Genomic DNA, 24,361 nt, shown 5'->3' on the forward strand with positions numbered 1-24,361 from the left:
CTTAGGCCCTCATCCAGACGGCTTGCGGGCGGCTTCGCAGAGAAGATCAGGTATCACATGGCGTCGGACGGTCGCCCGCCGGCGGACTTCGGGTTCTTCACGGGGCGTTGCTCAGATAACGGTTTCACCCAGCAGAGCAGCCCAGGACGCACCGTGCATGTCACGGTCGTGCAGCGATCCCTGCACCGCAGGCCGGGGCAGGCTGAACTTCACGACCTGCAGATCCGGGATATCGAACCTTTTGATTGTCTGGCTGTCGGTGCCGAACACTTCTGCAACCCGGGTTGTCGCCAGATCGTCGCGCACCCGCTCATAGGCTGCCTGCGAGCCACAGAAGATATCGATGGTCAGCCAGAAGGGGCCTGCGTTTTTGCTGCGAACCTTGGTCACGAGAGAGCGGAGTTCAGGCAAGTTCAACTACCTCCAGGCGAAAGGCGTCCATCGGGTCCTTCAGGTGCAGAACGTGATTGAGCACGAACTCGAAAACCTCGCCGTGATGCATCTCGGGCGGGGAGAAGAGAAAGGCAAAGGTGGGTTGCTCCTCTTCCTGCGTCAGCGGGTGATGCAGCAGATAGGGGTTCAGCATTTTGCCTATCTCGGCGGCCTTAGCGGCATCGGGGGCGGTAATGATCGCGATGACACCGATCTCAAAGGGATCACCGGTGCGGGTCTCAAGCGTGCCAAAGCTGGCGGAATGGCCCACAAGCCGCAGTTCGAGCGTATAATCTGCGTCTGCAAGACCCATGCGCGCTTCGATCTTTGCGCTGCACTTAGCGACAATGTCATCTGCCCATGCGGCGGCACCGGCGACGTAATGCGGGTCGCGCAGCAGGGCGATGGCCACTGTTCGGAAGCCCGCCGTGCGCGTGCCTTCCAGCTTGACGGTATAGTCATCCGAGGGCACCCATTCAGAACCCTCGACCCGCACAGAGGTGTTATCGACCGCTCTGTAAACAGCGCCGGTCACGTCGAGATACCCGCCAGGTTCATAAAGGATAAACGGGTCCGCATTCTCGTAGAGCATGTGCGCGGAGACAGTATGCGGGCTGGCGTGCGCTCCGTCGGCGAGAGGGGTCACTGTGAATCCCGTGGCGTCGAAATCGATCATGATGACGCCCGATTGCGGATTGGTGGCGCAGAGCGCGCCGCATTCGCCGATCTTGGCCCCGTGCCAGGCGCCGCCGGAGTGGCAGCCGCGCATCAGCGGCAGTGCTGCGATGATCGCGGTGTCGGTGGTGCGCCCGGCGATGATGATGTCCGCACCGGTCTGCAGCGCCGTTGTGATCTGCTCCGCCCCGGCAAGGGCCACGATGTTTGAGCAGCCTGCGATGACATCCGCGTTAATGTCCGGGGCATTGCCCAGGGGGGTGATACGCCCGTCCTGCCAGGCCTGTGCCGTTGCGGCAGGATCCTGGCCGCTGCGCAGCACGGCGACTTTCAACGGTTTGCCCTGTTCCGCGGCGATCTCGCGGGTGATGTCGAGCATCCAGTCCACGGCACTGTCAGCACCACAGGTTCCCGCCGTGCCGATCACCAGCGGCACGCGGGCTTGCGCACGGGCCGCCATCAACCCTGCCCATTCCTGCCTGATTGAGGCGCGCGCGTATTTCGATACGCCGCGTCCGAGATAGGCCGGGCCGCTGTCGGTGGAGCCACCATCAATGGCGATGATGTCCGGCCCTGCGGCGATGCCGCGCTGCAGGGCCGTTTCGTCGTAGTTCAGCCCGAGCGCGCCGGAAGGGACCAGCACACGGACCATCAGTCTGTGATCGCCTGCGGCTTTTTCAGGACACCGCGCAGGAACATCGGCGCCACAAAACCTGCGACGGCCGCGATCCAGAGCCCGATGGCGATGGGCGTTGAGAAGAGGAACATCGCATCACCTTCCGAGAGCACCATGGCGCGGCGCAGAGCGTCTTCCATATTGCCGCCAAGCAGAATGCCGAGGATGACAGGCACCGTCGGGATGTCGAGCTTGCGCAGCAGGTATCCCAGAACACCAAAGCCGACCATCAGCAGCAGGTCAAAGTAGCTGCCCGAGAGCGAATAGATGCCCACAAAAGAGATCATCGTGACCCCCGGCAACAGCACCCATGCAGGCACCATCAGAACCTTCACGAAGATTTTGACCATCGGCACATTCATCAGCAGCAGTACCACGTTTGCGATCAGCAGCGAGGCAATGAGACCCCAGACCACCTCCGGCCGCTCGGTAAAGAGCGTGGGCCCGGGTGTGATGTTGAGCGTCATCAGCAGCGCGAGCAGTACGGCGGTGGTGCCGGAGCCCGGGACACCCAGGGTCAGCATCGGCACAAGCGCACCGCCGGCGGCTGAGTTGTTTCCGGCCTCAGGTGCGGCGACCCCTTTGGCGACGCCTGTGCCAAAGCCACCCTTTTCCCCGGCGATGGACTTCTCGGACATATAGGCGAGGAAAGATCCCAGCGAAGCCCCCGCGCCAGGCAGGATGCCCGCGATAAAGCCCACACCTGAGGCGCGCAGCATGGTCCATTTGGTATCCATGATGTCCTTCCAGGGGATGCGCACCTTATCGAGTTTCACGCCGATGGAGGATCCTTTGCCGTGGCTTTCGATGAAGAAGAACACTTCGGCAATGGCGAAAAGACCGACGATCGCCACCAGAAAATCGATGCCGTCATAAAGGTGCAGGTTGCCACCCGTGAGACGCGGCAGACCGGAAGAGCTGTCCACGCCGATCATCGCAATCCCGAGACCGATGCAGGAGGCAAGCGCTGCCTTGGCCTGGTTGTTCGAGGCCATGCCGCCGAGCGTACAGAAGGCGAGCAGGTAGAGCGCGAAATACTCAGCAGGACCAAAGAGGTAGGCCACGCGCGCCAGCATCGGCGCCAGCAGCATCAGACCGACCGTCGCAAGGAAAGCACCGACGAAAGAGGCCACACCAGAGAGTACAAGCGCGTCGCCTGCACGGCCCTGTTTGGCCATCGGGTAGCCGTCGAGCGTTGTCATCAGAGCAGGCTCATCACCGGGGATGTTGAGCAGGATAGAACTGATCCGCCCGCCGTACATTGCGCCGTAATAGACGGATGTCATCAGCACCAGCGCGGAAGTGGCATCAAGCCCCATGGTAAAGGTGAGCGGGATCAGGATGGCGACCCCGTTGGAAGGACCGAGCCCGGGCAAAGCGCCGATGATCGTGCCCAGAAAGCAGCCGGCAACAGCGAGGGCCAGCGTGAACGGAGAAAGGGCAATGCCAAAGCCCAGAGCCAGGTTTGCGAAGATGTCCATCTCAGAACCAGCCTTTCGGGAAGCCCACGAGGCTCAGCCCCAGCGCGTATTTAAAGAGAATATAGAGGCCAATGGAGAGCCCCAGACCGGAGAGCGCCGCCGCAACGGGGCGGGGCGAAATCTGGTAGCTGAGAATGCCGGCAGCCGCGATCGTCGGGATCACGAAGCCAAAGGGTTTCAGCGTATAGGCATAGATGATCAGCACCACGACCGCGACAGCGAGAGCGGCCCAGGTGCGCGCCACCGGCCAGTCAGGATCAGGATCCGGTTTGATGATCATGACCAGCGAGCACAGAGCCGCCACGGCACCGATCAGCATCGGAAAGGCTTTGGGGCCAACGGGGTCGGTGAGAAAGCTGGTCTGGATCTGCGTGGCGCTCGCGATATATGCGAGCGCCACAAAGAGCGTGACCAGACCGAAAATCCGGTCACTTGCCATTACTGGATAACTCCCAGCTCTTTGGACATGGCGTTGATCTCAAGCACCAGGTTGTCCACGTAGGACTGGAAATCGCCACCGACTTTGGTGAAGGGCGCCAGACCGTTGGCTTCCATCGCCGCGGCCCATTCGTCGCTGTCCGCGACCTGCTGGAGTTTCCCGGCCCACTCTTCGAACTTCTCATCGGAAATGCCTTTGGGCACGTAGAGGCCGCGCCAGTTCACAGCGACCACGTCATAGCCCTGCTCTTTGGCAGTGGGGATATCCTCGAAGCCCGGAACCCGCTCGTCGGTCAGAACCGCGATGACGCGGATCTCACCGGCTTTCAGGAAGCCCACGACCTCGGACATATCGCCGGTCATTGCCTGGGTGAAACCACCGACCGTCTGGGTGATCGCATCCGCGCCACCGTCAACACCGATATATTTCACCTGACGGATGTCATTAAAGCCTGCGCGCTGCAGGATCATCAGCGGTTTGATGTGGTCAAAACCACCGACCGCGGAGCCGCCCGCGAAGGCCACGGAACCCGGATCTGCTTTGATCGCCTCAACCAGATCATTCAGCGACTGATAGGGGCTGTCGGCTGCGACGACGATCACACCCGGGTCAGCACCGATGGCACCGACAAAGCGGACCTGATCCGCGGTCATCCCGGCATAGGCGTTCTGTGCCAGACGCGTGGAGGTGGCGGTAGAGGCCGCGATGATGAGATCTTCGTCGGTGTTGCGCTCGGCCACGACGTGGTTATAGGCGAGGCCGCCACCGGCACCAGCCATGTTGGTGACCTGTACGGGCTGGTCGACAGCGCCGATATCATACATGATTTTGCCGATCTGACGGCAGGTGAAATCCCAGCCACCGCCGGGGTTTGCAGGGGCGATGCACTCTGCGGCTGTCGCAGCCGTGCCGGCGCCCACGGTGAGTACGGCACTCGTTACGAGCGCCTTGAAAAGACGTTTTGTCATTGGTTCCTCCCATTTGACACGCGGGTCTCCACCCGCTTGTGTGGTCATCAGACTGTAAGAACCTGACACCAACCTGTCACGCCGGAAGAACACCGCGCCCATGAGATACCTGCTGGTAGAAGACAACGCCGATCTGGCCGCAGCGCTTGCGGGCCGGTTTGCGCTTGCCGGACACGTAGTTGACCATGCGGATTGTCTGACTGACGCGGAGCTGGCAACCAGAACAACCGATTACGATCTGATTTTACTGGATATTATGCTGCCTGACGGCGACGGGCGCAGCTTTCTTAAACGTCACCGGGCGGCTGATAACCCCACGCCCGTGATCGTGCTCACGGCGCGGTCTGAGGTGTCGGACAGGGTGGGACTGCTTGATCTGGGCGCGGATGATTACATCACCAAACCATTTGATTACACCGAACTGGAGGCCCGGGTGAGAGCCGTATTGCGCCGTCTGGGCGGGGCTGCAGCCAATACGCGTGAGTTCGCCGGTCTGTCCTTTGATTCGACAACAGGGATGATTTCCGCCGCCGGGTGCTCGGAACAGCTGCGCAACCGCGAGACCCGGTTGCTGGAAGTGTTTTTCGCAGCTCCGGGTCAGGTCTTTTCAAAATCGCATCTGATGGACAGGTTGTTTTCTTTCTCCGACGACGTCTCCGAAAACGCCATTGAGGTATATGTCGGCAGGCTGCGCCGAAAACTCGCCCCTTCAGAGGCCACCATCGAGACGGTGCGGGGGCTGGGGTACCGGATGGTGCGCCGCGAATGAACGCACAGCTTCCGTCAATCCGGCGCCGGCTTGTGGTGCAGCTGGCGCTGGTTGCGGCCTTGCTGTCGGTCGCGTTCTTTCTGACCGTACGGGGGGTCGCGGGCAACGCAACCGAACAGACCCAGGACAGCATCCTTGCGGCATCGGCGGCATCGATCGCTGATGCGGTTTACTCTGATGACGGAGCGGTGCGGGTCGAGATACCCTATTCCGCGCTGTCGATGCTGGGCACTGTTTCAGAGGACAGGGTGTTTTACCGGGTCATTGTCGATGGTGAAACGCTCACCGGATATGATGATCTGCCGGTGCCTTCGGGACGCGCCGGCCCGCGCGCCCCGCTCTTTGATACCTATACGTATCGTGGCGACAGCCTGCGCTCGGTGGTGATCGGCCGGGCATTGTCGGGCGCGAGCCAGCCCCGCCGGGTCGAGGTTGTCGTGGCACAGACCCGGCTCGGCCTTGAAGTGATCTCAGCGCGGATCACCGGCACGGCCACCGCCATCGGAGTTGCGTTTTTCCTGGTGGCGACTGCTCTCAGTGCGCTTGCCGCCCAGAACGCTCTGAAACCGCTCAACAGGCTGGCGGAAACGATGGCGCGCCGTGGCCCCAAAGACCTGCGTCCGGTGACCGACGAGACCCCCGAAGAACTGGTGCCTCTGGTCGCCGGGCTGAACAGTTTCATGCAGCGCCTCGGGGCCGCCCTGACCCGGTCAGAGGATCTGATCGTCGAAGCCGCGCACCGGGTGCGTACGCCGCTGGCCACTGTCCGCACTCAGGCAGAAGTCATGCATCTGCAGGTGGAGAAGCCTGCAAACCGCGCCGCATTGCGCCAGATGATCCGGGCCGTTGACGAAAGTTCGCGCTCGGCGGGGCAGCTTCTGGATCATGCGATGGTGACGCTGCGCTCAGATCAGCTGGAGACTGAAGAGACCGATCCGGCCGACCTTTTGCGCGATGTCGTCGCGCGGCTGGCGCCGACCGCGGAGCTGAAAGACATCACCATCCGCCTCGAACTGCCCCCGCGGCGGATAAGGGTCATGGGCGATCCGATACTGTTGCAGAATGCGGTGCGCAATATTCTCGACAATGCGATCAAATACTCTGCGGCAGAAACAGATATCACCGTGCGGCTGGAACCCGGAAATCCCTGTCGTCTGATTTTCTGCGATCAGGGTCGCGGGTTTGCTGCGGCAGACATCACACGGCTGCCCGACCGTTTTTCACGCGGCTCCAACGTGAGCGATGTGGTTGGTTCGGGCCTCGGGCTGACCATTGTGGCTGATGTGGCGCGCGCCCATGGCGGCTCGCTCAGGATCGCGGATAATCCGAAGGGAGCCGGTGCATGCGTCACGCTTGTCTTGCCCTCCTGCTGATCGTCCGGATGACGGCTGCGGGCGCGTTTGAGATTGAGGAGAGCCACCGTTATCCCGGTGGCGACAAAGACCTGCGCATTCTCTCGACCGCTGACAGCGAGGTTTTTGACCCGATCATCCGCGCGTTTCAGAGCGAGAACCCGGGGCTCAGCATCACCTATGATGTGGCCTCTTCGGCTCAGGTGATGACCGCCCTTTACCGCGAGGGCGCCGCCTATGATCTGGCCATTTCCTCCGCGATGGACCTGCAGACCAAACTGGCCAATGACGGGCTGGCGCGCGCATACCGGTCGGAGGCCACCGCGCGTCTGCCGGGGTGGGCGCGCTGGCGCGACCGTGTATTTGCTTTTACCCAGGAGCCGGCAGTGCTGGTGATCAACGAAGCCGCCCTCGCGGGGCTTGAACTGCCGCGCAACCGCGAGGGTCTGATTGCCCTGCTGCGCGGCAATCCGGAACTCTTTGACGGGCGCATCGGCACCTATGATGTGCGCATTTCAGGACTGGGCTATCTGTTTGCCACGCAGGATTCTCGCAATACCGAAAGTTTCTGGCAGCTCACCGAGATTATGGGGCGCCTTAACACGCGGCTTTACTGCTGTTCAGGCGATATGATCGCCGCTGTCGCCCGGGGTGAGCTTGCGCTGGCCTATAACGTCCTGGGCTCTTATGCCCGGGCGCGGCTTTCCGACACACCGGGCATCCGGATCATTGAAATGGAGGATTTCGTCTCCGTGATGCTGCGCACCGCACTGATCCCACAGGCTGCCGTCGCCACCGAAGAGGCCGGCCGGATGATTGATTTTCTGGCGGGAATGCGGTCCCGGCCTGAGCTCGCAGCACAGTCCGGCCTGCCGCCTGTGGATCTTGACGAAAGCGATGCGGATGCAGCCGTTGTACGACCGATCCGGCTCGGTCCGGGACTGCTGGTGTTTCTGGACCGGATGCGACGCGACACGTTCCTGCGCAGCTGGGTCAGTTCTGTCGAACAGGACTGACGAGAGTTCCGGGAGCATCCAAGGCTCACGGTTGTTCGGTCAGGCACCCGGCTGCTCAACAGCGGGATGTCACCTGAAAGCGCAGGCAGATTACTTTTTAAACGGTGCCATCCCGGCACGCGCCAGTTCGTCTGCACGTTCGTTTTCAGGGTGGCCGGCGTGGCCCTTCACCCATTCCCAGGTCACGCGGTGACGGCTGTTGGCCTCATCCAGACGCTGCCAGAGCTCAGCATTCGCGACAGGCTTTTTCGCCGCATTTTTCCAGCCGTTCTTTTTCCAGCCGTGGATCCAGGCCGTGATGCCGTTTTTCACGTAATTGCTGTCTGTCACGATGGTGATCTCGCTGGCGCGGCTGAGCGATTCCAGCGCGTTAATTGCCGCAAGCAGTTCCATACGGTTGTTGGTGGTCTGCGGCTCGCCACCCTTAAGCTCGCGCTCTTTGACGACGGTGTCCCCGTCCATCGCGCGCAGCAGCGCGCCCCAGCCGCCTGGCCCGGGATTCCCCGAACAGGCGCCGTCGGTATAGGCGTAAAGCTCAGGCACGGGCGATGATCCTCACCCAGGGGGCAATCACGCCATCAAGGCCGGCATCTTCTCCGGTCGTGACGTCTGACACAGTAAATCCCGCCGCTGCAAGAAGGCCGCTCAGCTCTTTGGTGGTGTAATAGGTGTAGAGCCGGCCGATCCCGTCGCGTTTGCTGCCGGTGCCGGTTTTCATGCCGATGTGAAATACGCCGCCGGGTCTGAGCGCGCGGGCGATAGCAGCCAGATACCGCGGAAAAGCCTCGCGCGGGGCGTGCAACAATGAGAAACTGGCCCAGATGCCGTCATAGCAGGCGGTGCCGGTCAGATCGTCAAAGCCTTTCTGCTCAGCCGCAACGCCCTCGTTCCGGGCGGCAAGCGTGACCATCTCAGCCACCGGATCCCATGCCGTTGCCCGCAGACCCGCGCGCGCCATGGCCGCCGCGGCGGCCCCGGGGCCACTGCCCAGATCAAGCACGTCAGCCCCATCCGGCAGCGCGGCGATAAATGCCGCAAGTGCCGGGTTGCTCTGCGTATCGGCATCGGCAAGTGCTGAATACTCATCAGCGCGGGCCGCATAGACCGACAGGGTTTCTTTGTCGCTCACAGGAAAACCCCCGTGCAGAGCGAGGCCACGACAATCGCTGTCAGAAGAACCCGCAGCGACATCCACCAGGGCGGCGTCAGACCCCATCTCCAGAATGCGTAATCAAGGATCAGCAGTCCGGTAAACCCGAAAATCAGGTTGGTGCCCGCAGCGACAGGCCCGCCACCGGTCATGAAAAAGGCCCAGAGTGCCGGGATCACAGAGAGCGTGTATCCGGTTGCGGCCTGCGCGCCTTCGGCTCGGGTTGAAAACCCCCAGAGCACGCCGGACATAAAAGAGAGGATCACCGAGCCGTAAAAGAGCTGCACATAAGGCCCGATAAAGCGCGGGCCCAGATAGGTGGCACCCCATTGCGCCAGCGGGTCACTCAGATAGGTGGCAGCGCCCCAGACAAAGGGAATGAGCCCCGCAAGGCCCAGGATCAGCGGTGCCGCCGGAATACGGGTCACAGGTCGGCCACCTCGCGTTCGGCGCGGGCCTCGCAGGTGTCAGAGCGTCCGTCCATGCGGGCTCTGCCCGGCTCTATGCGGTAGCGCTTCGGTGTCATTGCGTCGGCGCGCGACCTGTGTTCGGGCATCCCGGAAGCCCGGGGGACACTGGCGGGTATATCCAAAATTATCTGCGCCCCGTTCCGCCGCTGCATCGTGTTGAGATTGCCGGGTATGTTGCCGACCTCAGGAAACACCTGGTCGCTCATGCTGGTTCCCGCAGCACGCGGGGGACTTTGAACTCGACGTTCTCCACCGCGGTTTCGACCATTTCCCGGGTGACGTCATAGCGCTCCCCGAAAGCTGCAATGACTTCGTTGATCAGCACTTCGGGGGCCGAGGCCCCGGCGGTGATGCCGATACTGGTGATCCCGTCCAGCGCGCGCCAGTCGATATCATCTGCGCGCTGTACAAGTTGCGCATAGCCGCAGCCCGCGCGCGCGCCGACCTCTACAAGGCGTTTTGAGTTCGAAGAGTTCGGCGCACCGACCACCAGCATGGCATCGCATTTCGGCGCCATCGCCTTCACCGCTTCCTGACGGTTGGTCGTGGCATAACAGATGTCTTCCTTGTGCGGGCCGACGATCGCGGGGAACCGCGTCTGCAGCGCCGCGACCACATCGGCGGTGTCATCCACACTCAGCGTCGTCTGTGTGACATAGGCGAGGCGATCAGGATCGCGCACATCGACGGTCGCAACATCCGCCGGGGTTTCCACAAGCAGCACATCGCCCTCGGGCAGCTGGCCCATGGTACCGACGGTTTCGGGATGGCCCGCATGGCCGATCATGATCATCTGCAGACCGTTATCGGCATGGCGCTGTGCTTCGATATGCACCTTGCTGACCAGCGGACAGGTGGCATCGACATAGATCATCTCGCGCTTCTCAGCGGCCTGCGGCACGGATTTCGGCACCCCGTGGGCGGAAAAGATCACCGGCCGGTCATCGGGACATTCGGCAAGCTCTTCAACGAAAACGGCGCCCTTGTCGCGCAGCCCGTCCACCACGTATTTGTTGTGCACGATTTCGTGGCGCACGTAGACCGGTGCACCCCATTTCTCCAGCGCCATCTCAACAATACGGATCGCACGATCCACGCCCGCGCAAAATCCGCGGGGCGCTGCCAGATAAAGGGTCAGAGGCGGTCTGGTCATGGCGTTCTCCGGTTCGTTGAGCCAGAGGTAAGGCTTTGACCGCTCAGCGTCCAGTCATCAGCGTCATGTCAGGCGTCTCAGGCCTCGTTTGCGTCGGCAAATTCGCGCGGCGGGCGGCCGATCACATCTTTGAGTTCATCAAGCTCAATGAAATTGTCGGCCTGGCGGCGCAGATCGTCCGAAATCATCGGCGGCTGGCTGCGGATGGTCGAGACCACCGAGACCCGGACACCTGAGCGTTGCAGGCTTTCCACAAGCGGGCGGAAATCGCCGTCGCCGGAGAACAGAACGATGTGATCGATCCGCGGGGCAAGTTCCATGGCATCGACGGTGAGTTCGATATCCATGTTCCCCTTCACCTTGCGGCGGCCCATGCTGTCGGTGTATTCTTTGGCGGGTTTGGTGACCATCGAAAAGCCGTTATAGTTGAGCCAGTCCACCAGCGGGCGGATCGGAGAGTATTCGTCGTTCTCAAGCAAAGCGGTGTAATAAAAAGCCCGGAGCAGTTTGCCGCGGCGCATAAATTCCTGCCGCAGAAGTTTGTAATCGATGTCAAAGCCAAGCGCTTTCGCGGCCGCGTAGAGATTCGAGCCGTCTATGAACAGAGCGAGCCGCTCGTCCTTATAAAACATTGTCAGTCCTTCCGTGAGGAGGATGCTGGTACTTTGATTTTCATTGTGCGTATTAATTAAGCATCCGTCGGACGCGCAAAATAAGGTTTTTTCCAGGTGTCGCAAGAGAGCAGGCCCTCAAAAATAAGCGAAAACCTGCCTCAAATCCGGTCAGTTGTCCTGGTTGCCCTTGGGTCAAACCGTCCCTCGGCCTGGGGTGACCCGAGGGAAACCCTGCAAAGGGCCGTGTCGCAGGTGGGAAGTAAGATCGGAGTGATTCGCGCACTGAGCGGTCTTTACCGCACTCCGGCCTTTCCCGCGGGCAGCGGCCCCGATTTTGTGAATGCGGCTCTTGCGGCCGAAACCGCTCTCAGCCCGGGGGAGGTTCTGTCCGCGCTGCATGCGATTGAGGCCGATGCCGGTCGCGAGCGCAACGTAAGGTGGAGTGCGCGCGGACTTGATCTCGATCTGATCGCGGCAGGTGATCTGGTGCTGCCGGACCCCGAGACCCATGAAGAATGGCGCGATCTGACGCTTGAAGACCAGATGAAACGGGTTCCTGAGACGCTGATCCTGCCACATCCGAGGATGCAGGAGCGTGCCTTTGTGCTGGTCCCGCTTTGCGATGTGGCGCCGGACTGGGTGCATCCGGTCTCCGGCCGCAGCGTATCCGAGATGTGCGCGGGCCTGCCGCAAGGCGCTCTTGACGAGGTGCAAAAGCTGCATTCTGCGCTTGTAAAACCGCAAAAAGGCGCCTAGATAACGCACTTCTGATACACCTTATATCCGCTGGAGAGCTCCATGGCCCGCGTCACCGTTGAAGATTGCGTCGATAAAGTCCCGAACCGTTTTGAACTGGTTATGCTGGCTGCGCATCGTGCCCGTGAGATTTCCTCAGGCGCTGCAATCACCGTGAACCGCGACAACGACAAGAACCCCGTCGTGTCCCTGCGTGAGATTGCCGATGAGACACAGAGCGCCGAAGAGCTGCGCGAGCGTCTGATCGAGAGCAATCAGAACCAGATCGAGGTTGATGAGCCGGAAGAAGACGCAATGGCGCTTCTTATGGGCGCCGAGCAGGACAAGCCGGAAGAAGACAGCATGTCCGAAGAGATGCTGCTGCGCCAGCTTATGGCCGCACAGGGGCAGGGCTGATACCAGCTCCTCCCCGGCCTGAAGGGCGGACGGGATGACGATCACAGCGGATGAAGATCTCGGCATTTCAGCGGATGATCTCATCGCTCTGGTCAGAAAGTACAATCCGAAGACAAACGCCAGGCAGATCCGTGCTGCATATGACTACGGGCGCGATATGCATGCGGGGCAGGTCCGGCATTCGGGCGAGCCTTATTTCAGCCACCCTGTCGCGGTCGCCGCGATCCTGACCCAGCAGCAGCTGGATGATGCAACAATCATAACCGCACTGCTGCATGACACGATCGAGGACACCAAAGCATCCTATTCCGAGGTCGAAAAGCTCTTTGGCCCGGAAGTGGCAGGGCTCGTGGACGGTGTCACCAAGCTGACGAACCTGCAGCTCAATTCCACCGAGACCAAACAGGCCGAGAACTTCCGCAAGCTCTTTATGGCGATGTCCAAGGATCTTCGGGTCATTCTGGTCAAGCTGGCCGACCGTCTGCACAATATGCGCACCATCAAGGCGATGCGTCAGGATAAACAGGCCCAGAAAGCGCGTGAGACCATGGATATCTTTGCCCCGCTCGCCGGGCGCATGGGTATGCAGTGGATGCGCGAGGAGCTTGAGGATCTGGCGTTTCGTGTGCTCAATCCGGACGGACGTGCCTCGATCATCCGGCGGTTCATCAACCTGCAGCGCGAAGCAGGCGATGTGATCCAGCGGATCACCGGCGATATGCGTCTGGAACTGAATAAGGCGGGCGTCGAAGCGGAAGTTCTGGGCCGCGCGAAAAAACCCTATTCGATCTGGCGCAAGATGCAGGAAAAAGACCAGAGCTTCAGCCGCCTGTCGGACATTTACGGCTTCCGGATCATCACCGGCAGCGAAGAAGACTGCTACCGCACGCTCGGGGCCATTCATCAGCGCTGGCGTGCTGTGCCGGGCCGCTTCAAAGATTACATCAGCCAGCCAAAAACCAACGGATACCGGTCGATCCACACCACCGTTTCCGGGCGGGACGGCAAACGTGTCGAAGTTCAGATCCGTACCGTCCAGATGCACGACGTGGCCGAAACAGGTGTGGCAGCGCACTGGTCTTATCGCGACGGTGTGCGCTCGCAGAACCCCTTTGCGGTGGATCCGGCGCGCTGGATCACCACGCTGACCGAACAGTTTGACGCCGAAGAGGATCACGAAGACTTTCTCGAAGCGGTCAAGCTCGAGATGTATTCCGACCAGGTCTTTTGCTTCACACCCAAGGGCGAGGTGGTGAAACTGCCGCGCGGGGCCACGCCGATTGATTTCGCTTTTGCCATTCACACCCGGATCGGCATGGCCTGTGTCGGGGCCAAGGTAGACCATATGCGCGTGCCGCTCTGGACGCGGCTGAAAAACGGACAGTCTGTTGAGATCATCACCGCCGAGGGGCAGAGCCCGCAGGCCACGTGGCTCGATATTGCAACAACCGGCAAGGCACGGTCTGCGATCCGCAAATCGCTGCGTGAAGAAGATCGCGCGCGGTTTGTGAAACTGGGCCGTGAACTGGCCCGTTCAGCGTTTGAGCATGTGGGCCGCAAAGCCACCGACAAGGCGCTGTCGACGGCAGCGCGCAACATGCGCCTGAAAGACCGCGATGATCTTATGGCGCGTCTGGGCAGTGCCGAGATAACCGGGCGCGAAGTGGTGCAGTCGGTCTACCCTGATCTTGTTCCGAAACCGGGTGAGAAAGTTGACGTGCGCCGCGCGGTGATCGGCCTGTCACCGGGCCAGTCATTTGAGCGCGCGTTCTGTTGCCAGCCGCTGCCAGGCGAGCGGATTGTCGGCATTACGTTTCGCGGGCGCGGCGTGGTCGTGCATGCCATCGACTGCGACCGGCTCGGCGCATACGAAGATCAGCCAGAGCGCTGGCTTGATCTGCACTGGCACGATGGCAGCCACCCGGCGGTCTATGGCGCGACGCTTGAGGTCACGCTGAATAACGACGCAGGCACCCTGGGGCGTATCTGCACGCTGATCGGCGAAACCCGTGCAAATATTTCTGACCTGCAATTTATCGACAGGAAACCTGACTTTTACCGTCTTCTGATCTATGTGGAACTCAGAGATGTCGCGCATCTGCATTCTCTGATGCTGACGCTCGAGGCTGAGAGCGATGTTGCGGCGGTGTCCCGCGCGCGCAACATGTCGCAGCCTACGGGCGAATCTCCTGCCTGATGTCCCATCCGGGCCATCGGGTTGTCATAATCTAACGGTGAAATGATCCGGATTCCGGACCGCTCAAACAAGGACAACTTCTTGGTCTTCAAACGCAGAGTTCCCAAAAGCTGGCCCCGTGCTGTGCTTGAATTTCTGTGGCCGCGCGGCGGTTGGGCACGGGCCTTTCACTATGTCAAACACCGGATGCGGCGACTGCCGGACAGCCCCGAGCGGATTGCCAGGGGCATCTGGGCGGGGGTATTTGCGTCTTTCACGCCGTTTTACGGATTTCACTTCTTTATCGCGGCCGGGCTGGCGACCGTGATGCGCGGCAATGTGATTGCCTCTCTGATGTCCACTTTTTTTGGCAATCCGCTGACCTATGTGCCGATCGGTGTTGCCGCACTGTCCACCGGGCACTGGCTTCTGGGCGGTAAGATGGACGAAAGTGTCCAGCGGTCTTTCGGTGGAAAGTTCGTGGATGCCGGTGCGGATCTGAAAGACAACTTTATGGCGATTTTCACCGATGCCACCGCTGACTGGTCGCGTCTGGGTGTTTTCTACGACGAGATCTTTTTTCCCTATATGGTGGGCGGTGTCCTGCCGGGTATTTTCTTTGCGACGCTTTGTTACTATCTGTCGGTGCCTGTCATCCGCGTATATCAGAAACGCCGCAAAGGGATGATCAAACAGAAGCTGAGCGAGATAAAGGCAAAAGCCGCAGCCAAAGCGGAAGCCAAGCGCAAGGCCGAACAACATTCTGCCGGGGAATAGATGGAGGACACCATGTCTGACACGAAAAAACTGCGCCTTGGCGTAAACATCGACCACGTGGCCACGGTGCGGAATGCACGTGGCGGTGACTATCCCGACCCGCTGCGTGCCGCACGGATTGCACAGGAGGCCGGGGCGGACGGCATCACCGCGCACCTGCGCGAAGACCGCCGGCATATCTCTGACGCGGACATCGAAGGGCTGATGGACGTTCTGACGGTTCCGCTCAATTTTGAGATGGCCGCAACCTCCGAGATGCAGCAGATTGCCCTGCGCCACCAGCCTCATGCAGTCTGTATCGTACCGGAGAAGCGCGAGGAGCGTACAACCGAGGGTGGTCTTGAAGTCGCTCGTGAAGAGAACCGTCTTGCGCATTTTATCGCGCCGCTGCGGGATGCAGGATGCCGCGTCTCCATTTTCATCGCAGCCGATAAACGACAGATCGAAGCCGCGCACCGTATTGGCGCGCAGGTCATAGAGCTGCATACAGGTGCCTATTGCGACGCCCATGCTGAGGGCGACGCGGAGACGGTGAAAAAGGAACTCGCCGATCTCGGCGAAATGGCGGAATTCGCACACGGGCTTGGGCTTGAAGTACACGCAGGGCACGGTCTGAACTATGAAACCGTCTCTCCGGTGGCTGCTTTTCCGGAGGTCATGGAGCTCAATATCGGGCACTTTCTCATCGGGGAATCAATCTTTCGCGGGCTGCAGCCTGCCATCGCGGAAATGCGACGTCTGATGGATGAAGCACGGGCCTGACGGGCACGTGCACCCCGCAAATAATCGAAGCGGGGCAACCGGATGTGACACAGAATGTATCAGGACACAGTCTTGCCACATTTCAGCTTTAAGTTGCGTAAAACATGTTTCTCCAGGGTATTGATTTTATGTTCCGACCGTTTTGGTTCATTGTAACAGCTATGGCGATGCTTCTCTCGGCATCCGTCATCGTTCAGGGTGTCGCGACCCTGACGGGCAGCCGCACCAGCATGTTGCCCGTCGCGGGCGCCGCTGTCGTGATTGCGGCATTGCTGGAGGGGCAGAATTATGCCCGCACCAGAAAGGCCTGGCCGGGCCGGCAGCTGATCTGGCTTGCCGCGCTCAGCATGACCGCGATTACGGCGCTGATTGTTGACGCGTTTTACGCGCTTTCTCTTTTGCTGGAGACAGGGCATGCCGACGGACTGCGCGAGATTGAACCGCTGGTGTTCGGCCTGTCGATTGTCATTCTTGCGGGGGTGAGTTGCATAGTGCTGAGGTTCAGTTACGAGGCCGGGCTTAAACTGGTGCTTGACCGGCCCGCCCGCTGATTGCGGCACGCCTGACGCCCGGGCCCGCGTGACTCACATGACCAGGTGAGGCCGGAAACAGCCCCACGCGCGCCGATTGTCGCCACGCTTTCAATAGGCTACCACGGTCGCAGCCCGGGAAGATGTCGCATAAACGCGGTGCCCGGCAGCGGGACAGGAGCGGCGCGATGATCCTCGGGATCGGCACAGACCTTGCAAACATTGACCGGATCCAGGGCACGCTGGACCGGTTCGGAGACCGTTTCCGCAACCGGGTGTTTACAGAAACGGAGCAGCGCAAGGCTGAACGGCGCAAAGACGTGGCAGGCACCTATGCCAAACGGTGGGCGGCGAAAGAGGCGTGTTCCAAAGCACTTGGGACCGGTCTTGCAATGGGCATTTCCTGGAAAGACATGGCGGTCAGCAACCTGCGCACGGGCCAGCCTGTGATGCACGTGACCGGATGGGCGCGCGACCGGCTTGACGCAATGACACCCCCGGGATTTGAGGCCGTGATCCACGTGACACTTACCGATGATCACCCCTGGGCGCAGGCTTTTGTCGTCATCGAAGCCCTGCCCGCTAAAGAGTGACGCGCCGGTTGCGGGAGCAGAAAGCTGCCGGCGGGCACCGCCTGTGATGCTGCACAGCAAAGGCATTTGTCCCCGCAGGGACATACGGGGCACGCAAGCTTGCGCCGGCGCACCTTGACTTCCCCTCCGCGCCTTCGCATTACCGCCCAAACCAAACGGGATAACCGCCACATGGCCGAAAAAGACGCAAAATCGCCGAATGCATTCGTCGAGACCGTGAAGACAGTTGTTTATGCGCTGCTGATCGCAGGTGTCTTCCGGACGCTGTTCTTTCAGCCGTTCTGGATTCCGTCAGGTTCCATGAAAGAAACACTGCTCGTCGGTGATTTCCTGTTTGTGAACAAGGTGGCCTATGGCTACTCCTATGCATCCTGCCCCAGCCTTTATATGCCGCGCTTTGGTATTGACGTGGATGCGCAGGATATCTGTGGCTTCCTGGATGGTGAAAACACCCGCATATGGGGAGGCGAGCCGGAACGCGGAGACGTCGTAGTCTTTCGCCATCCGGTGTCGGGCCGGGATTATATCAAGCGCCTCATCGGCAAGCCCGGCGATACGATCCAGATGCGTGACGGGGTTCTGTGGCTGAACGGCGCAGAGGTGCCCCAGGAGCCCGATGGCACCTTTGTCGAGGAAATGGCGCCGCAGGGGCCGGAAGGGCGGCGCCCGCGCTGCATGAACGGTCCGGTGGGCGATGGCGGAGAGTGCCGCAAGGCGCGTGCAATCGAAACGCTGCCCGGCGGCAGGCAGTATGCAGTGCTCGATATCGCCTCGCAGGGGTCTGACCGCACCAGCATCTATACGGTGCCTGAAGGGCATTACTTCTTTATCGGTGACAACCGCGATAATTCCGCTGACAGCCGGTTGTCACAGCGCGTTCAGGGGGTCGGCTTTGTGCCCTATGAAAACCTGATCGGGCGGGCTGATCGCATCATGTTTTCCTCGGCCGGGCGGTCTATGCTTTTTGTCTGGACCTGGCGCGGCGACCGGTTTTTTAAGGCTGTTGAGTGAAACTCGCGGGCGAGCTGAAGTCCTTTCAGGACCGGCTGGGTTACGAGTTCGCGCGCCCGGAACTGCTTGTTGAGGCGGTTACCCACGCATCCGTTTCAACGGCAAACCGGGATGACAACCAGCGGCTGGAGTTTCTCGGTGACCGGGTGCTGGGGCTGGTGATGGCCGAGGCGCTGCTCGCAACCGACGACAAAGCCAGCGAAGGCCAGCTTGCACCGCGGTTCAACGCCCTGGTGCGCAAAGAAACCTGTGCGGATGTGGCGCGTGAGATCAATCTCGGGGCGGTGCTGCGGCTGGGGCGCTCGGAAATGCTCTCCGGCGGGCGGCGAAAACAGGCGCTTCTGGGGGATGCGATCGAGGCCGTGATTGCGGCCGTGTACCTTGATGCGGGGTTTGACCAGGCCCGGGAGATGATCCTGCGGCTCTGGGGCAGACGGGTGCATGAGGTCGAAGAGGACGCCCGCGATGCAAAGACCGCTTTGCAGGAATGGGCGCAGGCGCGTAAACAGCAACCACCCGAATACGTCGAGACCGCACGGACCGGGCCGGATCATGCGCCGGTCTTTACCATCACCGCCCGCCTCGACACCGGGGAGAGCGAAGCGGCAAATGCCGGATCAAAACGGCAGGCTGAACAGGCTGCTGCGGCTGCATTGCTGGCAAAACTGGAGAGCAGATCATGACCACGCGCGCGGGATTTGTCGCCCTGATCGGGGAGCCCAATGCAGGTAAATCAACGCTGCTGAACCGGATGGTCGGGGCCAAAGTGTCGATTGTCACGCATAAGGTACAGACGACCCGGGCGCGGATCCGTGGCGTGGCGATGGAGGGTGATGCCCAGATCGTTTTTGTCGACACGCCGGGCCTTTTTCAACCGCGCCGCCGGCTGGACCGGGCGATGGTGGCTGCGGCCTGGAGCGGTGCGGCGGATGCGGATGTCGTGGTACTCATGGTGGAGGCGCACCGCGGGCTGACCGAGGGTGTGGGCCGTATTCTGGAACGGCTGGCGGAGATCGGCGAGGGGCGTTCCGTAGCGCTTGCCATCAACAAAATCGACCGGGTTCAGGCGGAAGTTCTGCTGGGGCTCTCAAAGGAACTCAATGCGCGGTATGAATTTGCACAGACATTCATGATCTCGGCGGAGCGCGGTCATGGTGTGGAGGCGTTGCGCCAGTGGCTTGCAGAGCAGGTGCCGGAGGGGCCCTGGCTTTACCCCGAAGACCAGATTGCCGACCTGCCGATGCGGATGATCGCTGCTGAGATGACGCGTGAAAAGCTGACACTGCGCCTGCACCAGGAGCTGCCTTACCAGCTCACCGTAGAGACCGAGAACTGGGAAGAGCGCAAAGACGGCTCGGCAAAGATCGACCAGCTGATCTACGTGGTACGCGATGGCCATAAGGGCATCGTGCTGGGCCATAAGGGTGAAACGATCAAAGCGGTGTCGAAAGCCTCCCGCGAGGAACTCGAAGCCTTTCTCGGCCGCCGCGTGCACCTCTTTCTTCAGGTCAAAGTGCGTCCGGACTGGCTTGATGAGGCGGAACGCTATTCGGAAATGGGGCTGGATTTCCGGGATGGCAACACCTGAGTATCCTGCAGCCGCCGGAAGCCCCGGGCAGGCGCATCCGCAATGCGCCCGAGCGGGGTGCTGAGATGGCCCGACTGACCGCACGGTTCTGGGTGGATGCCTATCTGATGCGCCTGCGCGGTTCGGATGTACCGGCTTTTGTGGTGGTTCATGGTGATGACACTGGCGGTGCTGTGCTGGTGAAGCTGAACACACTCGACGGGCAGGCGCGGCTGTTTCAGCGGAGTTTCGATCTGATGAGTGGCGACCGGGTCTGGACGGTTCTGGCCGAGGGACCTGAAGCCGATGTCGATGAAGCGGTGCTGCGGCAGCGCGGATTTGATCCTGATCTGTGGGTCATTGAGGTCGAGGACCGGCAGGGGCGGCACATGCTGGATGAGCCGGGACTGGCATGATTGAATGGCGCGACCAGGGTGTCCTTCTGAGCGTGCGCCGGCATGGTGAAGCCTCTGCAATCATTGAAGTTTTTACACCAGCGCACGGTCGGCATGCAGGGGTTGTGCGCGGCGGCGCCAGCCGCAAAACCGCGCCGGTGCTGCAGCCCGGCGCGCAGCTCGATCTGACATGGCAGGCCCGGCTGGAAGACCACATCGGCAGTTTCCACGCAGAGCCCGTGCGCAGCCGGGCGGCGGCGGCAATGGGAGACCGGATGGCACTGGCCGGTCTGAACGCAGTCACGTCTCTGTTGTCTTTCAGCCTGCCCGAGCGTGAGCCGCATCCCGCACTCTATCAGCAGACAGAACAGCTGCTGGATCTGCTCGGTCAGGGGGATCTCTGGCCGCTTGCTTATCTGCGCTGGGAGGTCAGGTTGCTGCTTGAAACCGGTTATGCGCTGGAGCTTGATCGCTGTGCGGTTACCGGCCAGCGCCAGGATCTGTGCTATGTGTCACCGAAATCCGGGCGCGCCGTATCGCGCGACGCCGCCGGTGAGTGGGCGGACCGCATGCTGCCCCTGCCGGATGTTCTGAGGGGAGAGGGGGATGCGCCGGACGCGGAGATCGTCGAAGCGTTCCGGACGACGGGGTATTTTCTGGAGCAGCATCTGGCACGGGATCTGGGGGGTAAACCGCTGCCCGAGGCACGCGCGCGTTACGTCGGGGCGTTCAGTCGCCGGCTTTGAAAATCATGCTCGTGTCGTCATCGCGGGTCAGAATCAGCGTATCGCCCAGGACCTCTATCAGGGTCATGCTCTGCAGGCTCGCCAGATAGGCCTGTTCCGACGCGGTGGCGTCCGCCGGACATGCCCTGCGGGTCGTGGCAACCGGGCCTGCTTCAAACCACGGATAGGGCACGGTCATCGACGCGCTGTAGCTGTTGCAGGCAGTTTCGCCGGCAATTGTGCCAGGCTCGGGGAAAAGCAGTGTTGTGCGGCCTGCTGCGGCTGTGCCGCCGATCTCCTCAAGTACCCAGGTTTTGCCTGCAGCACCATAGGCCGTGGCCGTTTCATCGCCATAACAGCCTGCAAGAAGCATCAGGGCCGTCACGAGGCCTGTTGTTCGGGTGCGTATCATTGCAGCGCGATCACAAGGTCAACCAGCGTATCAAAGGCAGCGGCTGGCTTGGTTTTGCCGCCGAGTTGCGGCAGGCCAATCATCGCTGAGAGGGTGCTTTGTGCAAACTCCGGGTTTTTGATCCCCAGCTGTTTCAGCAGGTTCGCCAGATACGTCAGCCGTTCCGCGTCGACCTGGGCCAGGGCCCTGGCGACGGATTTATCCGTTCTGGCCCAGGCCCGGAGTGCGGGATCCTGCCTGTCGGCCAGCATGAGCCGGCCAAAGCGGCGCAGGCGCTGCTCGGTGCTGCCGTCTTCTGCCAGCGCCGTTACGACCGTTGCAAAGGCGCGGGTCTGCCAGTCTTTTACGACCGCTGCGTGGAAATCCGGCACATCGCGGAAATGCCAGTAAAATGAGCCTTTGGTGGTATTCAGCTTACGTGCCAGCGGCTCTGCCGCCAGAGCTGTCGGTCCGTCGGTCACCAGCGCTTTGAGGCCGGCTTCTATCCATGCGTCTCGGTTGAGTCGGGTGCGTTTCATGCCTTTTCCATACGCAGCGGTATGTGATGCATCAAGCTGTGTTTCGGGTCAGGTGCGCGATATGGGGTGATTGGCATACCGAAGAGGCAATTCTTTGCCCATGTGCCCTGAAACGGGCACCAGTCGGCTCGCGACGACAGGTTTTTGGGCGACAGGCCCGCCAGGAACGGATCCTGTAACTGCTCTCCGCCGGGTGGGCGGGCCACTACGTTCTGCGCGCAGAACCCGGGCTTCAGCCGAGCAGGCGTCGCGCAATGACCTGGGCCTGGATTTCGGCCGCCCCTTCAAAGATATTCAGGATCCGGGCATCGCAGAGCACCCGGCTGATTTTGTACTCCAGCGCAAAACCGTTGCCGCCGTGGATCTGCAACCCGTTGTCGGCTGCAGCCCATGCCACACGTGCGCCCAGAAGCTTCGCCATACCGGCTTCGACATCACAGCGGCGGCCCTCGTCCTTTTCAAAGGCGGAGAAATAGGTCAGCTGGCGCGCGATCATGATCTCGACGGCCATCATCGCGAGTTTGCCTGAAACGCGCGGAAATTCTATTAGCGATTTGCCGAACTGCCTGCGGTCCTGCGCATACTGCATCGCGATATCCAGCGCCGACTGGGCCACGCCAATGGCACGGGCGGCTGTCTGGATCCGCGCGGATTCGAAGGTTTCCATGAGTTGTTTGAACCCTTTGCCTTCTTCGCCGCCGAGCAGGTTCTCACCCTTGACGTGGAAATTATCAAAGGCGAGCTCGTATTCCTTCATGCCGCGATAGCCAAGCACCTCGATCTCGCCGCCTGTCATCCCCTCCGTGGGGAAAGGATCAGCCTCGTCACCCGGTGTTTTTTCCGCGAGGAACATGGACAGGCCCCGGTAATCCGTGGTGTCAGGATCGGTCCGGGCCAGCAGTGTCATGACCTGGGTCCGGGTGGCATGGGTGATCCACGTTTTGTTGCCGGTAACGCGGTAATCCTCGCCTTCCTTCACCGCCCTGGTGCGCAGGCTGCCGAGATCCGAGCCGGTGTTCGGTTCGGTGAATACGGCCGTGGGCAGCGTCTCCGCCGAGGCCAGTCTGGGTAGCCATTTCGATTTTTGTTCATCGGTGCCGCCCGCCAGAATGAGCTCGGCTGCGATCTCGGACCGAGTGCCCAGCGAGCCCACACCGATGTAGCCGCGCGAAAGCTCTTCTGAAACGACGCACATGGAGGCCTTTGACAGGCCAAATCCGCCGTACTCTTCGGGAATCGTAAGACCGAAAACACCCATTTCGGCCAGCTCATCGATGACTTCAACGGGAATAAGCTCGTCTTTGAGGTGCCAGTCATGGGCGAAAGGCTCAACTTTCTCCACCGCATACCGGCGGAACTGGTCGCGGATCATTTCCAGCTCTTCGTCCAGGCCTGATGCGCCGACGGTGACATCAGCGGAATGTTCCTGCATGAGCTCAACAAGCCGGGAGCGGGCGGCCTGAGTATTGCCGCACTGCATCAGCGTTGTAATGGCCGGGGCGCGGAGCATGTGGCTGTCCTCGTCGCTGAGGCCCAGGTCGCGCAGGCGGAGAATCTCGCCCTGGTTCATCTGAATGCCGCCGGTGATCTGCGACAGATACTCTCCGAAGGCGATGGAAAGAATCAGCTGTTCGGTTTCCCGGAAACGCCCGAACGACTGCAAACCCAGTGCCCATGCGTGCATCTGCTGCAGCGCGCGGGCATAGGTTGCAAGCCAGGCAAGACCATGTGCCGCTGTCTGATGCATCTCGACAAGCCCGCCCGATACGCGCCCGTCCTCTGTCACCAGATCGCGCACCCGTGCCACAGCGGTATCCAGCAGAGACAGGACGGGATCGAGAGCCGCCCCGGTCAGTGTGAGCAGATTTTCAGGCAAAACGGGGGCGTGCAGTGTCGGGTCCTGTCCGTCATGGGGCATCATCGTCATCCTCTTCGTGTCAGCCCGGTGTCTAATCCCTTCGCAGGTGCAGCGCAACAAAAATACAAGGAGGTGCGGCGTTTTGCACGAAAATTACGCAGTGTTCGGGGCGATCTTTGAGCGCAGCCGCCGAATCCTTTGGCGCGGGACTTGGACTGCGGGCATAAAAAAACCGACATGCCGGCCGTTCTGGCCTGACATACCGGTTTATCACAACGGTACTGATTAAAAGACCGCGACCTTTCAGGGCAGCGGCTGGGTCCGCGTCAGTTCTGGCGCGCAACCGTGACGCCGGAGACGTCTTCGATAAAAGTAACGATCCGGGATTTGATCGTGTCATCGCGGATCGATGCGAGCGCGCTGACAATCTCAAGGCTGGGATCGCGTGTTTTTACTGCATCCGGAGATGCTTCGATGCCTTCGAAGAAATATGAGGTGGGGACATCGAGGATGCGCGACAGTTCGTAAAGACGGCTTGCCGCGATCCGGTTGGACCCGATTTCATACTTCTGGATTTGCTGAAACGACAGATTAAGCTCTCTCGCAACATCGGTCTGAGACAGACGGCGGATGGTCCGGATCTGTTTCAGTTTGCGACCTACGTGAACGTCTACTGGATGGCTCATACTA

Annotated in this window: 30 protein-coding genes; 15 read left to right on the top strand and 15 right to left on the bottom strand. The window is 60.9% G+C overall.

The window, feature by feature from the left end; genetic code table 11:
- Positions 1-111: 111 nt before the first annotated feature.
- The 5 genes from G3256_RS02535 to G3256_RS02555 are packed head-to-tail and all read right to left on the bottom strand — an operon-like array spanning position 112 to position 4,671.
- The gene (locus G3256_RS02535) at positions 112-411 is read right to left on the bottom strand and encodes a DUF4387 family protein (RefSeq protein WP_169639345.1); all 300 of its coding nucleotides are present in this window, start codon (positions 409-411) and stop codon (positions 112-114) included.
- Entirely contained in the window at positions 404-1,759 is a 1,356-nt protein-coding gene (locus G3256_RS02540; RefSeq protein ID WP_246227733.1) for an acyclic terpene utilization AtuA family protein, read from the bottom strand. Before G3256_RS02540 ends, G3256_RS02535 begins: the two co-directional genes overlap by 8 nt.
- Positions 1,759-3,264: a tripartite tricarboxylate transporter permease gene (locus G3256_RS02545; RefSeq protein WP_169639346.1), complete on the bottom strand. Its 1,506-nt coding sequence runs from the start codon at positions 3,262-3,264 to the stop codon at positions 1,759-1,761. Before G3256_RS02545 ends, G3256_RS02540 begins: the two co-directional genes overlap by 1 nt.
- 1 nt (position 3,265) lies before the next feature.
- A complete protein-coding gene (locus tag G3256_RS02550; protein WP_169639347.1) occupies positions 3,266-3,703 on the bottom strand; it encodes a tripartite tricarboxylate transporter TctB family protein in 438 nt (145 codons plus the stop codon).
- Positions 3,703-4,671, bottom strand: a complete 969-nt coding sequence (locus tag G3256_RS02555; protein ID WP_169639348.1) for a Bug family tripartite tricarboxylate transporter substrate binding protein — start codon at positions 4,669-4,671, stop codon at positions 3,703-3,705. The genes G3256_RS02550 and G3256_RS02555 overlap by 1 nt, the downstream gene beginning before the upstream one ends.
- A gap of 100 nt (positions 4,672-4,771) precedes the next feature.
- On the opposite strand from G3256_RS02555, the gene G3256_RS02560 reads away from it, so the two are divergent.
- The 3 genes from G3256_RS02560 to G3256_RS02570 are packed head-to-tail and all read left to right on the top strand — an operon-like array spanning position 4,772 to position 7,808.
- Positions 4,772-5,440 (top strand): response regulator transcription factor, encoded by a 669-nt coding sequence (locus G3256_RS02560; protein ID WP_169639349.1) that lies wholly within the window; start codon positions 4,772-4,774, stop codon positions 5,438-5,440.
- Positions 5,437-6,813 carry a sensor histidine kinase gene (locus tag G3256_RS02565; protein WP_169639350.1) on the top strand — a complete coding sequence of 459 codons (1,377 nt, stop codon included), beginning with the start codon at positions 5,437-5,439 and terminating at the stop codon, positions 6,811-6,813. Before G3256_RS02560 ends, G3256_RS02565 begins: the two co-directional genes overlap by 4 nt.
- Positions 6,783-7,808: an ABC transporter substrate-binding protein gene (locus G3256_RS02570; protein ID WP_169639351.1), complete on the top strand. Its 1,026-nt coding sequence runs from the start codon at positions 6,783-6,785 to the stop codon at positions 7,806-7,808. The genes G3256_RS02565 and G3256_RS02570 overlap by 31 nt, the downstream gene beginning before the upstream one ends.
- A 90-nt stretch (positions 7,809-7,898) precedes the next feature.
- Here G3256_RS02570 and rnhA read toward each other — a convergent pair whose 3' ends face one another.
- The 6 genes from rnhA to G3256_RS02600 form a co-directional block, all read right to left on the bottom strand.
- Positions 7,899-8,351 carry a ribonuclease HI gene (rnhA, locus tag G3256_RS02575; RefSeq protein WP_169639352.1) on the bottom strand — a complete coding sequence of 151 codons (453 nt, stop codon included), beginning with the start codon at positions 8,349-8,351 and terminating at the stop codon, positions 7,899-7,901.
- On the bottom strand, positions 8,344-8,937 hold the full coding sequence (locus G3256_RS02580) for a methyltransferase domain-containing protein (protein ID WP_169639353.1): 594 nt from the start codon (positions 8,935-8,937) through the stop codon (positions 8,344-8,346). Before G3256_RS02580 ends, rnhA begins: the two co-directional genes overlap by 8 nt.
- Positions 8,934-9,386: a DUF3429 domain-containing protein gene (locus tag G3256_RS02585; protein ID WP_169639354.1), complete on the bottom strand. Its 453-nt coding sequence runs from the start codon at positions 9,384-9,386 to the stop codon at positions 8,934-8,936. The genes G3256_RS02580 and G3256_RS02585 overlap by 4 nt, the downstream gene beginning before the upstream one ends.
- Positions 9,383-9,634: a hypothetical protein gene (locus G3256_RS02590; RefSeq protein WP_169639355.1), complete on the bottom strand. Its 252-nt coding sequence runs from the start codon at positions 9,632-9,634 to the stop codon at positions 9,383-9,385. Before G3256_RS02590 ends, G3256_RS02585 begins: the two co-directional genes overlap by 4 nt.
- Entirely contained in the window at positions 9,631-10,581 is a 951-nt protein-coding gene (gene ispH, locus G3256_RS02595) for a 4-hydroxy-3-methylbut-2-enyl diphosphate reductase (RefSeq protein ID WP_169639356.1), read from the bottom strand. The genes G3256_RS02590 and ispH overlap by 4 nt, the downstream gene beginning before the upstream one ends.
- 77 nt (positions 10,582-10,658) lie before the next feature.
- Positions 10,659-11,213: a LabA-like NYN domain-containing protein gene (locus G3256_RS02600; protein WP_169639357.1), complete on the bottom strand. Its 555-nt coding sequence runs from the start codon at positions 11,211-11,213 to the stop codon at positions 10,659-10,661.
- A gap of 96 nt (positions 11,214-11,309) precedes the next feature.
- Between G3256_RS02600 and folK the strand changes: the two genes are divergently transcribed.
- The 12 genes from folK (at position 11,310) to recO (ending at position 20,904) form a co-directional block, all read left to right on the top strand.
- A complete protein-coding gene (gene folK / locus G3256_RS02605; RefSeq protein ID WP_343044379.1) occupies positions 11,310-11,951 on the top strand; it encodes a 2-amino-4-hydroxy-6-hydroxymethyldihydropteridine diphosphokinase in 642 nt (213 codons plus the stop codon).
- 42 nt (positions 11,952-11,993) lie between these two features.
- Positions 11,994-12,347, top strand: a complete 354-nt coding sequence (gene rpoZ / locus G3256_RS02610) for a DNA-directed RNA polymerase subunit omega (RefSeq protein ID WP_169639358.1) — start codon at positions 11,994-11,996, stop codon at positions 12,345-12,347.
- Positions 12,348-12,381: 34 nt separating this feature from the next.
- Positions 12,382-14,544, top strand: coding sequence for a RelA/SpoT family protein (locus tag G3256_RS02615; RefSeq protein ID WP_169639359.1), 2,163 nt, complete (start codon positions 12,382-12,384; stop codon positions 14,542-14,544).
- 81 nt (positions 14,545-14,625) lie between these two features.
- A complete protein-coding gene (locus tag G3256_RS02620; RefSeq protein WP_169639360.1) occupies positions 14,626-15,300 on the top strand; it encodes a DUF2062 domain-containing protein in 675 nt (224 codons plus the stop codon).
- A 12-nt stretch (positions 15,301-15,312) separates the two neighbouring features.
- Entirely contained in the window at positions 15,313-16,062 is a 750-nt protein-coding gene (locus G3256_RS02625; protein WP_169639361.1) for a pyridoxine 5'-phosphate synthase, read from the top strand.
- Positions 16,063-16,190: 128 nt separating this feature from the next.
- Positions 16,191-16,613, top strand: a complete 423-nt coding sequence (locus G3256_RS02630; protein ID WP_169639362.1) for an ABZJ_00895 family protein — start codon at positions 16,191-16,193, stop codon at positions 16,611-16,613.
- 167 nt (positions 16,614-16,780) lie between these two features.
- A complete protein-coding gene (acpS, locus tag G3256_RS02635; RefSeq protein ID WP_169639363.1) occupies positions 16,781-17,185 on the top strand; it encodes a holo-ACP synthase in 405 nt (134 codons plus the stop codon).
- Positions 17,186-17,356: 171 nt separating this feature from the next.
- Positions 17,357-18,196: a signal peptidase I gene (gene lepB / locus G3256_RS02640; protein WP_169639364.1), complete on the top strand. Its 840-nt coding sequence runs from the start codon at positions 17,357-17,359 to the stop codon at positions 18,194-18,196.
- Positions 18,193-18,879, top strand: coding sequence for a ribonuclease III (gene rnc / locus G3256_RS02645; protein WP_169639365.1), 687 nt, complete (start codon positions 18,193-18,195; stop codon positions 18,877-18,879). The genes lepB and rnc overlap by 4 nt, the downstream gene beginning before the upstream one ends.
- The gene (gene era / locus G3256_RS02650; RefSeq protein WP_169639366.1) at positions 18,876-19,784 is read left to right on the top strand and encodes a GTPase Era; all 909 of its coding nucleotides are present in this window, start codon (positions 18,876-18,878) and stop codon (positions 19,782-19,784) included. The genes rnc and era overlap by 4 nt, the downstream gene beginning before the upstream one ends.
- 65 nt (positions 19,785-19,849) lie before the next feature.
- The gene (locus G3256_RS02655) at positions 19,850-20,179 is read left to right on the top strand and encodes a DUF1491 family protein (protein WP_169639367.1); all 330 of its coding nucleotides are present in this window, start codon (positions 19,850-19,852) and stop codon (positions 20,177-20,179) included.
- Positions 20,179-20,904, top strand: coding sequence for a DNA repair protein RecO (recO, locus tag G3256_RS02660; protein WP_169642292.1), 726 nt, complete (start codon positions 20,179-20,181; stop codon positions 20,902-20,904). The genes G3256_RS02655 and recO overlap by 1 nt, the downstream gene beginning before the upstream one ends.
- Here the strand turns inward: recO and G3256_RS02665 are convergent.
- The 4 genes from G3256_RS02665 to G3256_RS02680 form a co-directional block, all read right to left on the bottom strand.
- Positions 20,888-21,295, bottom strand: a complete 408-nt coding sequence (locus G3256_RS02665; protein ID WP_169639368.1) for an META domain-containing protein — start codon at positions 21,293-21,295, stop codon at positions 20,888-20,890. The genes recO and G3256_RS02665 overlap by 17 nt on opposite strands.
- Positions 21,292-21,813, bottom strand: coding sequence for a TetR/AcrR family transcriptional regulator (locus tag G3256_RS02670; RefSeq protein WP_169639369.1), 522 nt, complete (start codon positions 21,811-21,813; stop codon positions 21,292-21,294). Before G3256_RS02670 ends, G3256_RS02665 begins: the two co-directional genes overlap by 4 nt.
- A 232-nt stretch (positions 21,814-22,045) precedes the next feature.
- Positions 22,046-23,731 (bottom strand): acyl-CoA dehydrogenase family protein, encoded by a 1,686-nt coding sequence (locus G3256_RS02675; RefSeq protein ID WP_169642293.1) that lies wholly within the window; start codon positions 23,729-23,731, stop codon positions 22,046-22,048.
- A 266-nt stretch (positions 23,732-23,997) separates the two neighbouring features.
- Positions 23,998-24,357 (bottom strand): helix-turn-helix domain-containing protein, encoded by a 360-nt coding sequence (locus G3256_RS02680; protein ID WP_169639370.1) that lies wholly within the window; start codon positions 24,355-24,357, stop codon positions 23,998-24,000.
- Positions 24,358-24,361: the final 4 nt, after the last annotated feature.

It is taken from the genome of Roseobacter ponti, from assembly GCF_012932215.1.
GTDB lineage: Bacteria > Pseudomonadota > Alphaproteobacteria > Rhodobacterales > Rhodobacteraceae > Roseobacter > Roseobacter ponti.

Excerpts from the sequence above, each read along its gene's own strand:
- G3256_RS02590 (WP_169639355.1), bottom strand. The coding sequence starts at position 9,634 with ATGAGCGACCAGGTGTTTCCTGAGGTCGGCAACATACCCGGCAATCTC.
- G3256_RS02615 (WP_169639359.1), top strand. The coding sequence starts at position 12,382 with ATGACGATCACAGCGGATGAAGATCTCGGCATTTCAGCGGATGATCTC.
- G3256_RS02680 (WP_169639370.1), bottom strand. The coding sequence starts at position 24,357 with ATGAGCCATCCAGTAGACGTTCACGTAGGTCGCAAACTGAAACAGATC.
- G3256_RS02565 (WP_169639350.1), top strand. The coding sequence starts at position 5,437 with ATGAACGCACAGCTTCCGTCAATCCGGCGCCGGCTTGTGGTGCAGCTG.
- G3256_RS02600 (WP_169639357.1), bottom strand. The coding sequence starts at position 11,213 with ATGTTTTATAAGGACGAGCGGCTCGCTCTGTTCATAGACGGCTCGAAT.
- G3256_RS02630 (WP_169639362.1), top strand. The coding sequence starts at position 16,191 with ATGTTCCGACCGTTTTGGTTCATTGTAACAGCTATGGCGATGCTTCTC.
- G3256_RS02545 (WP_169639346.1), bottom strand. The coding sequence starts at position 3,264 with ATGGACATCTTCGCAAACCTGGCTCTGGGCTTTGGCATTGCCCTTTCT.
- ispH (WP_169639356.1), bottom strand. The coding sequence starts at position 10,581 with ATGACCAGACCGCCTCTGACCCTTTATCTGGCAGCGCCCCGCGGATTT.
- G3256_RS02665 (WP_169639368.1), bottom strand. The coding sequence starts at position 21,295 with ATGATACGCACCCGAACAACAGGCCTCGTGACGGCCCTGATGCTTCTT.
- G3256_RS02550 (WP_169639347.1), bottom strand. The coding sequence starts at position 3,703 with ATGGCAAGTGACCGGATTTTCGGTCTGGTCACGCTCTTTGTGGCGCTC.
- acpS (WP_169639363.1), top strand. The coding sequence starts at position 16,781 with ATGATCCTCGGGATCGGCACAGACCTTGCAAACATTGACCGGATCCAG.
- G3256_RS02560 (WP_169639349.1), top strand. The coding sequence starts at position 4,772 with ATGAGATACCTGCTGGTAGAAGACAACGCCGATCTGGCCGCAGCGCTT.
- G3256_RS02655 (WP_169639367.1), top strand. The coding sequence starts at position 19,850 with ATGGCCCGACTGACCGCACGGTTCTGGGTGGATGCCTATCTGATGCGC.
- G3256_RS02570 (WP_169639351.1), top strand. The coding sequence starts at position 6,783 with ATGCGTCACGCTTGTCTTGCCCTCCTGCTGATCGTCCGGATGACGGCT.
- rpoZ (WP_169639358.1), top strand. The coding sequence starts at position 11,994 with ATGGCCCGCGTCACCGTTGAAGATTGCGTCGATAAAGTCCCGAACCGT.
- G3256_RS02675 (WP_169642293.1), bottom strand. The coding sequence starts at position 23,731 with ATGCCCCATGACGGACAGGACCCGACACTGCACGCCCCCGTTTTGCCT.
- G3256_RS02670 (WP_169639369.1), bottom strand. The coding sequence starts at position 21,813 with ATGAAACGCACCCGACTCAACCGAGACGCATGGATAGAAGCCGGCCTC.
- lepB (WP_169639364.1), top strand. The coding sequence starts at position 17,357 with ATGGCCGAAAAAGACGCAAAATCGCCGAATGCATTCGTCGAGACCGTG.
- G3256_RS02555 (WP_169639348.1), bottom strand. The coding sequence starts at position 4,671 with ATGACAAAACGTCTTTTCAAGGCGCTCGTAACGAGTGCCGTACTCACC.
- G3256_RS02540 (WP_246227733.1), bottom strand. The coding sequence starts at position 1,759 with ATGGTCCGTGTGCTGGTCCCTTCCGGCGCGCTCGGGCTGAACTACGAC.
- era (WP_169639366.1), top strand. The coding sequence starts at position 18,876 with ATGACCACGCGCGCGGGATTTGTCGCCCTGATCGGGGAGCCCAATGCA.
- G3256_RS02625 (WP_169639361.1), top strand. The coding sequence starts at position 15,313 with ATGTCTGACACGAAAAAACTGCGCCTTGGCGTAAACATCGACCACGTG.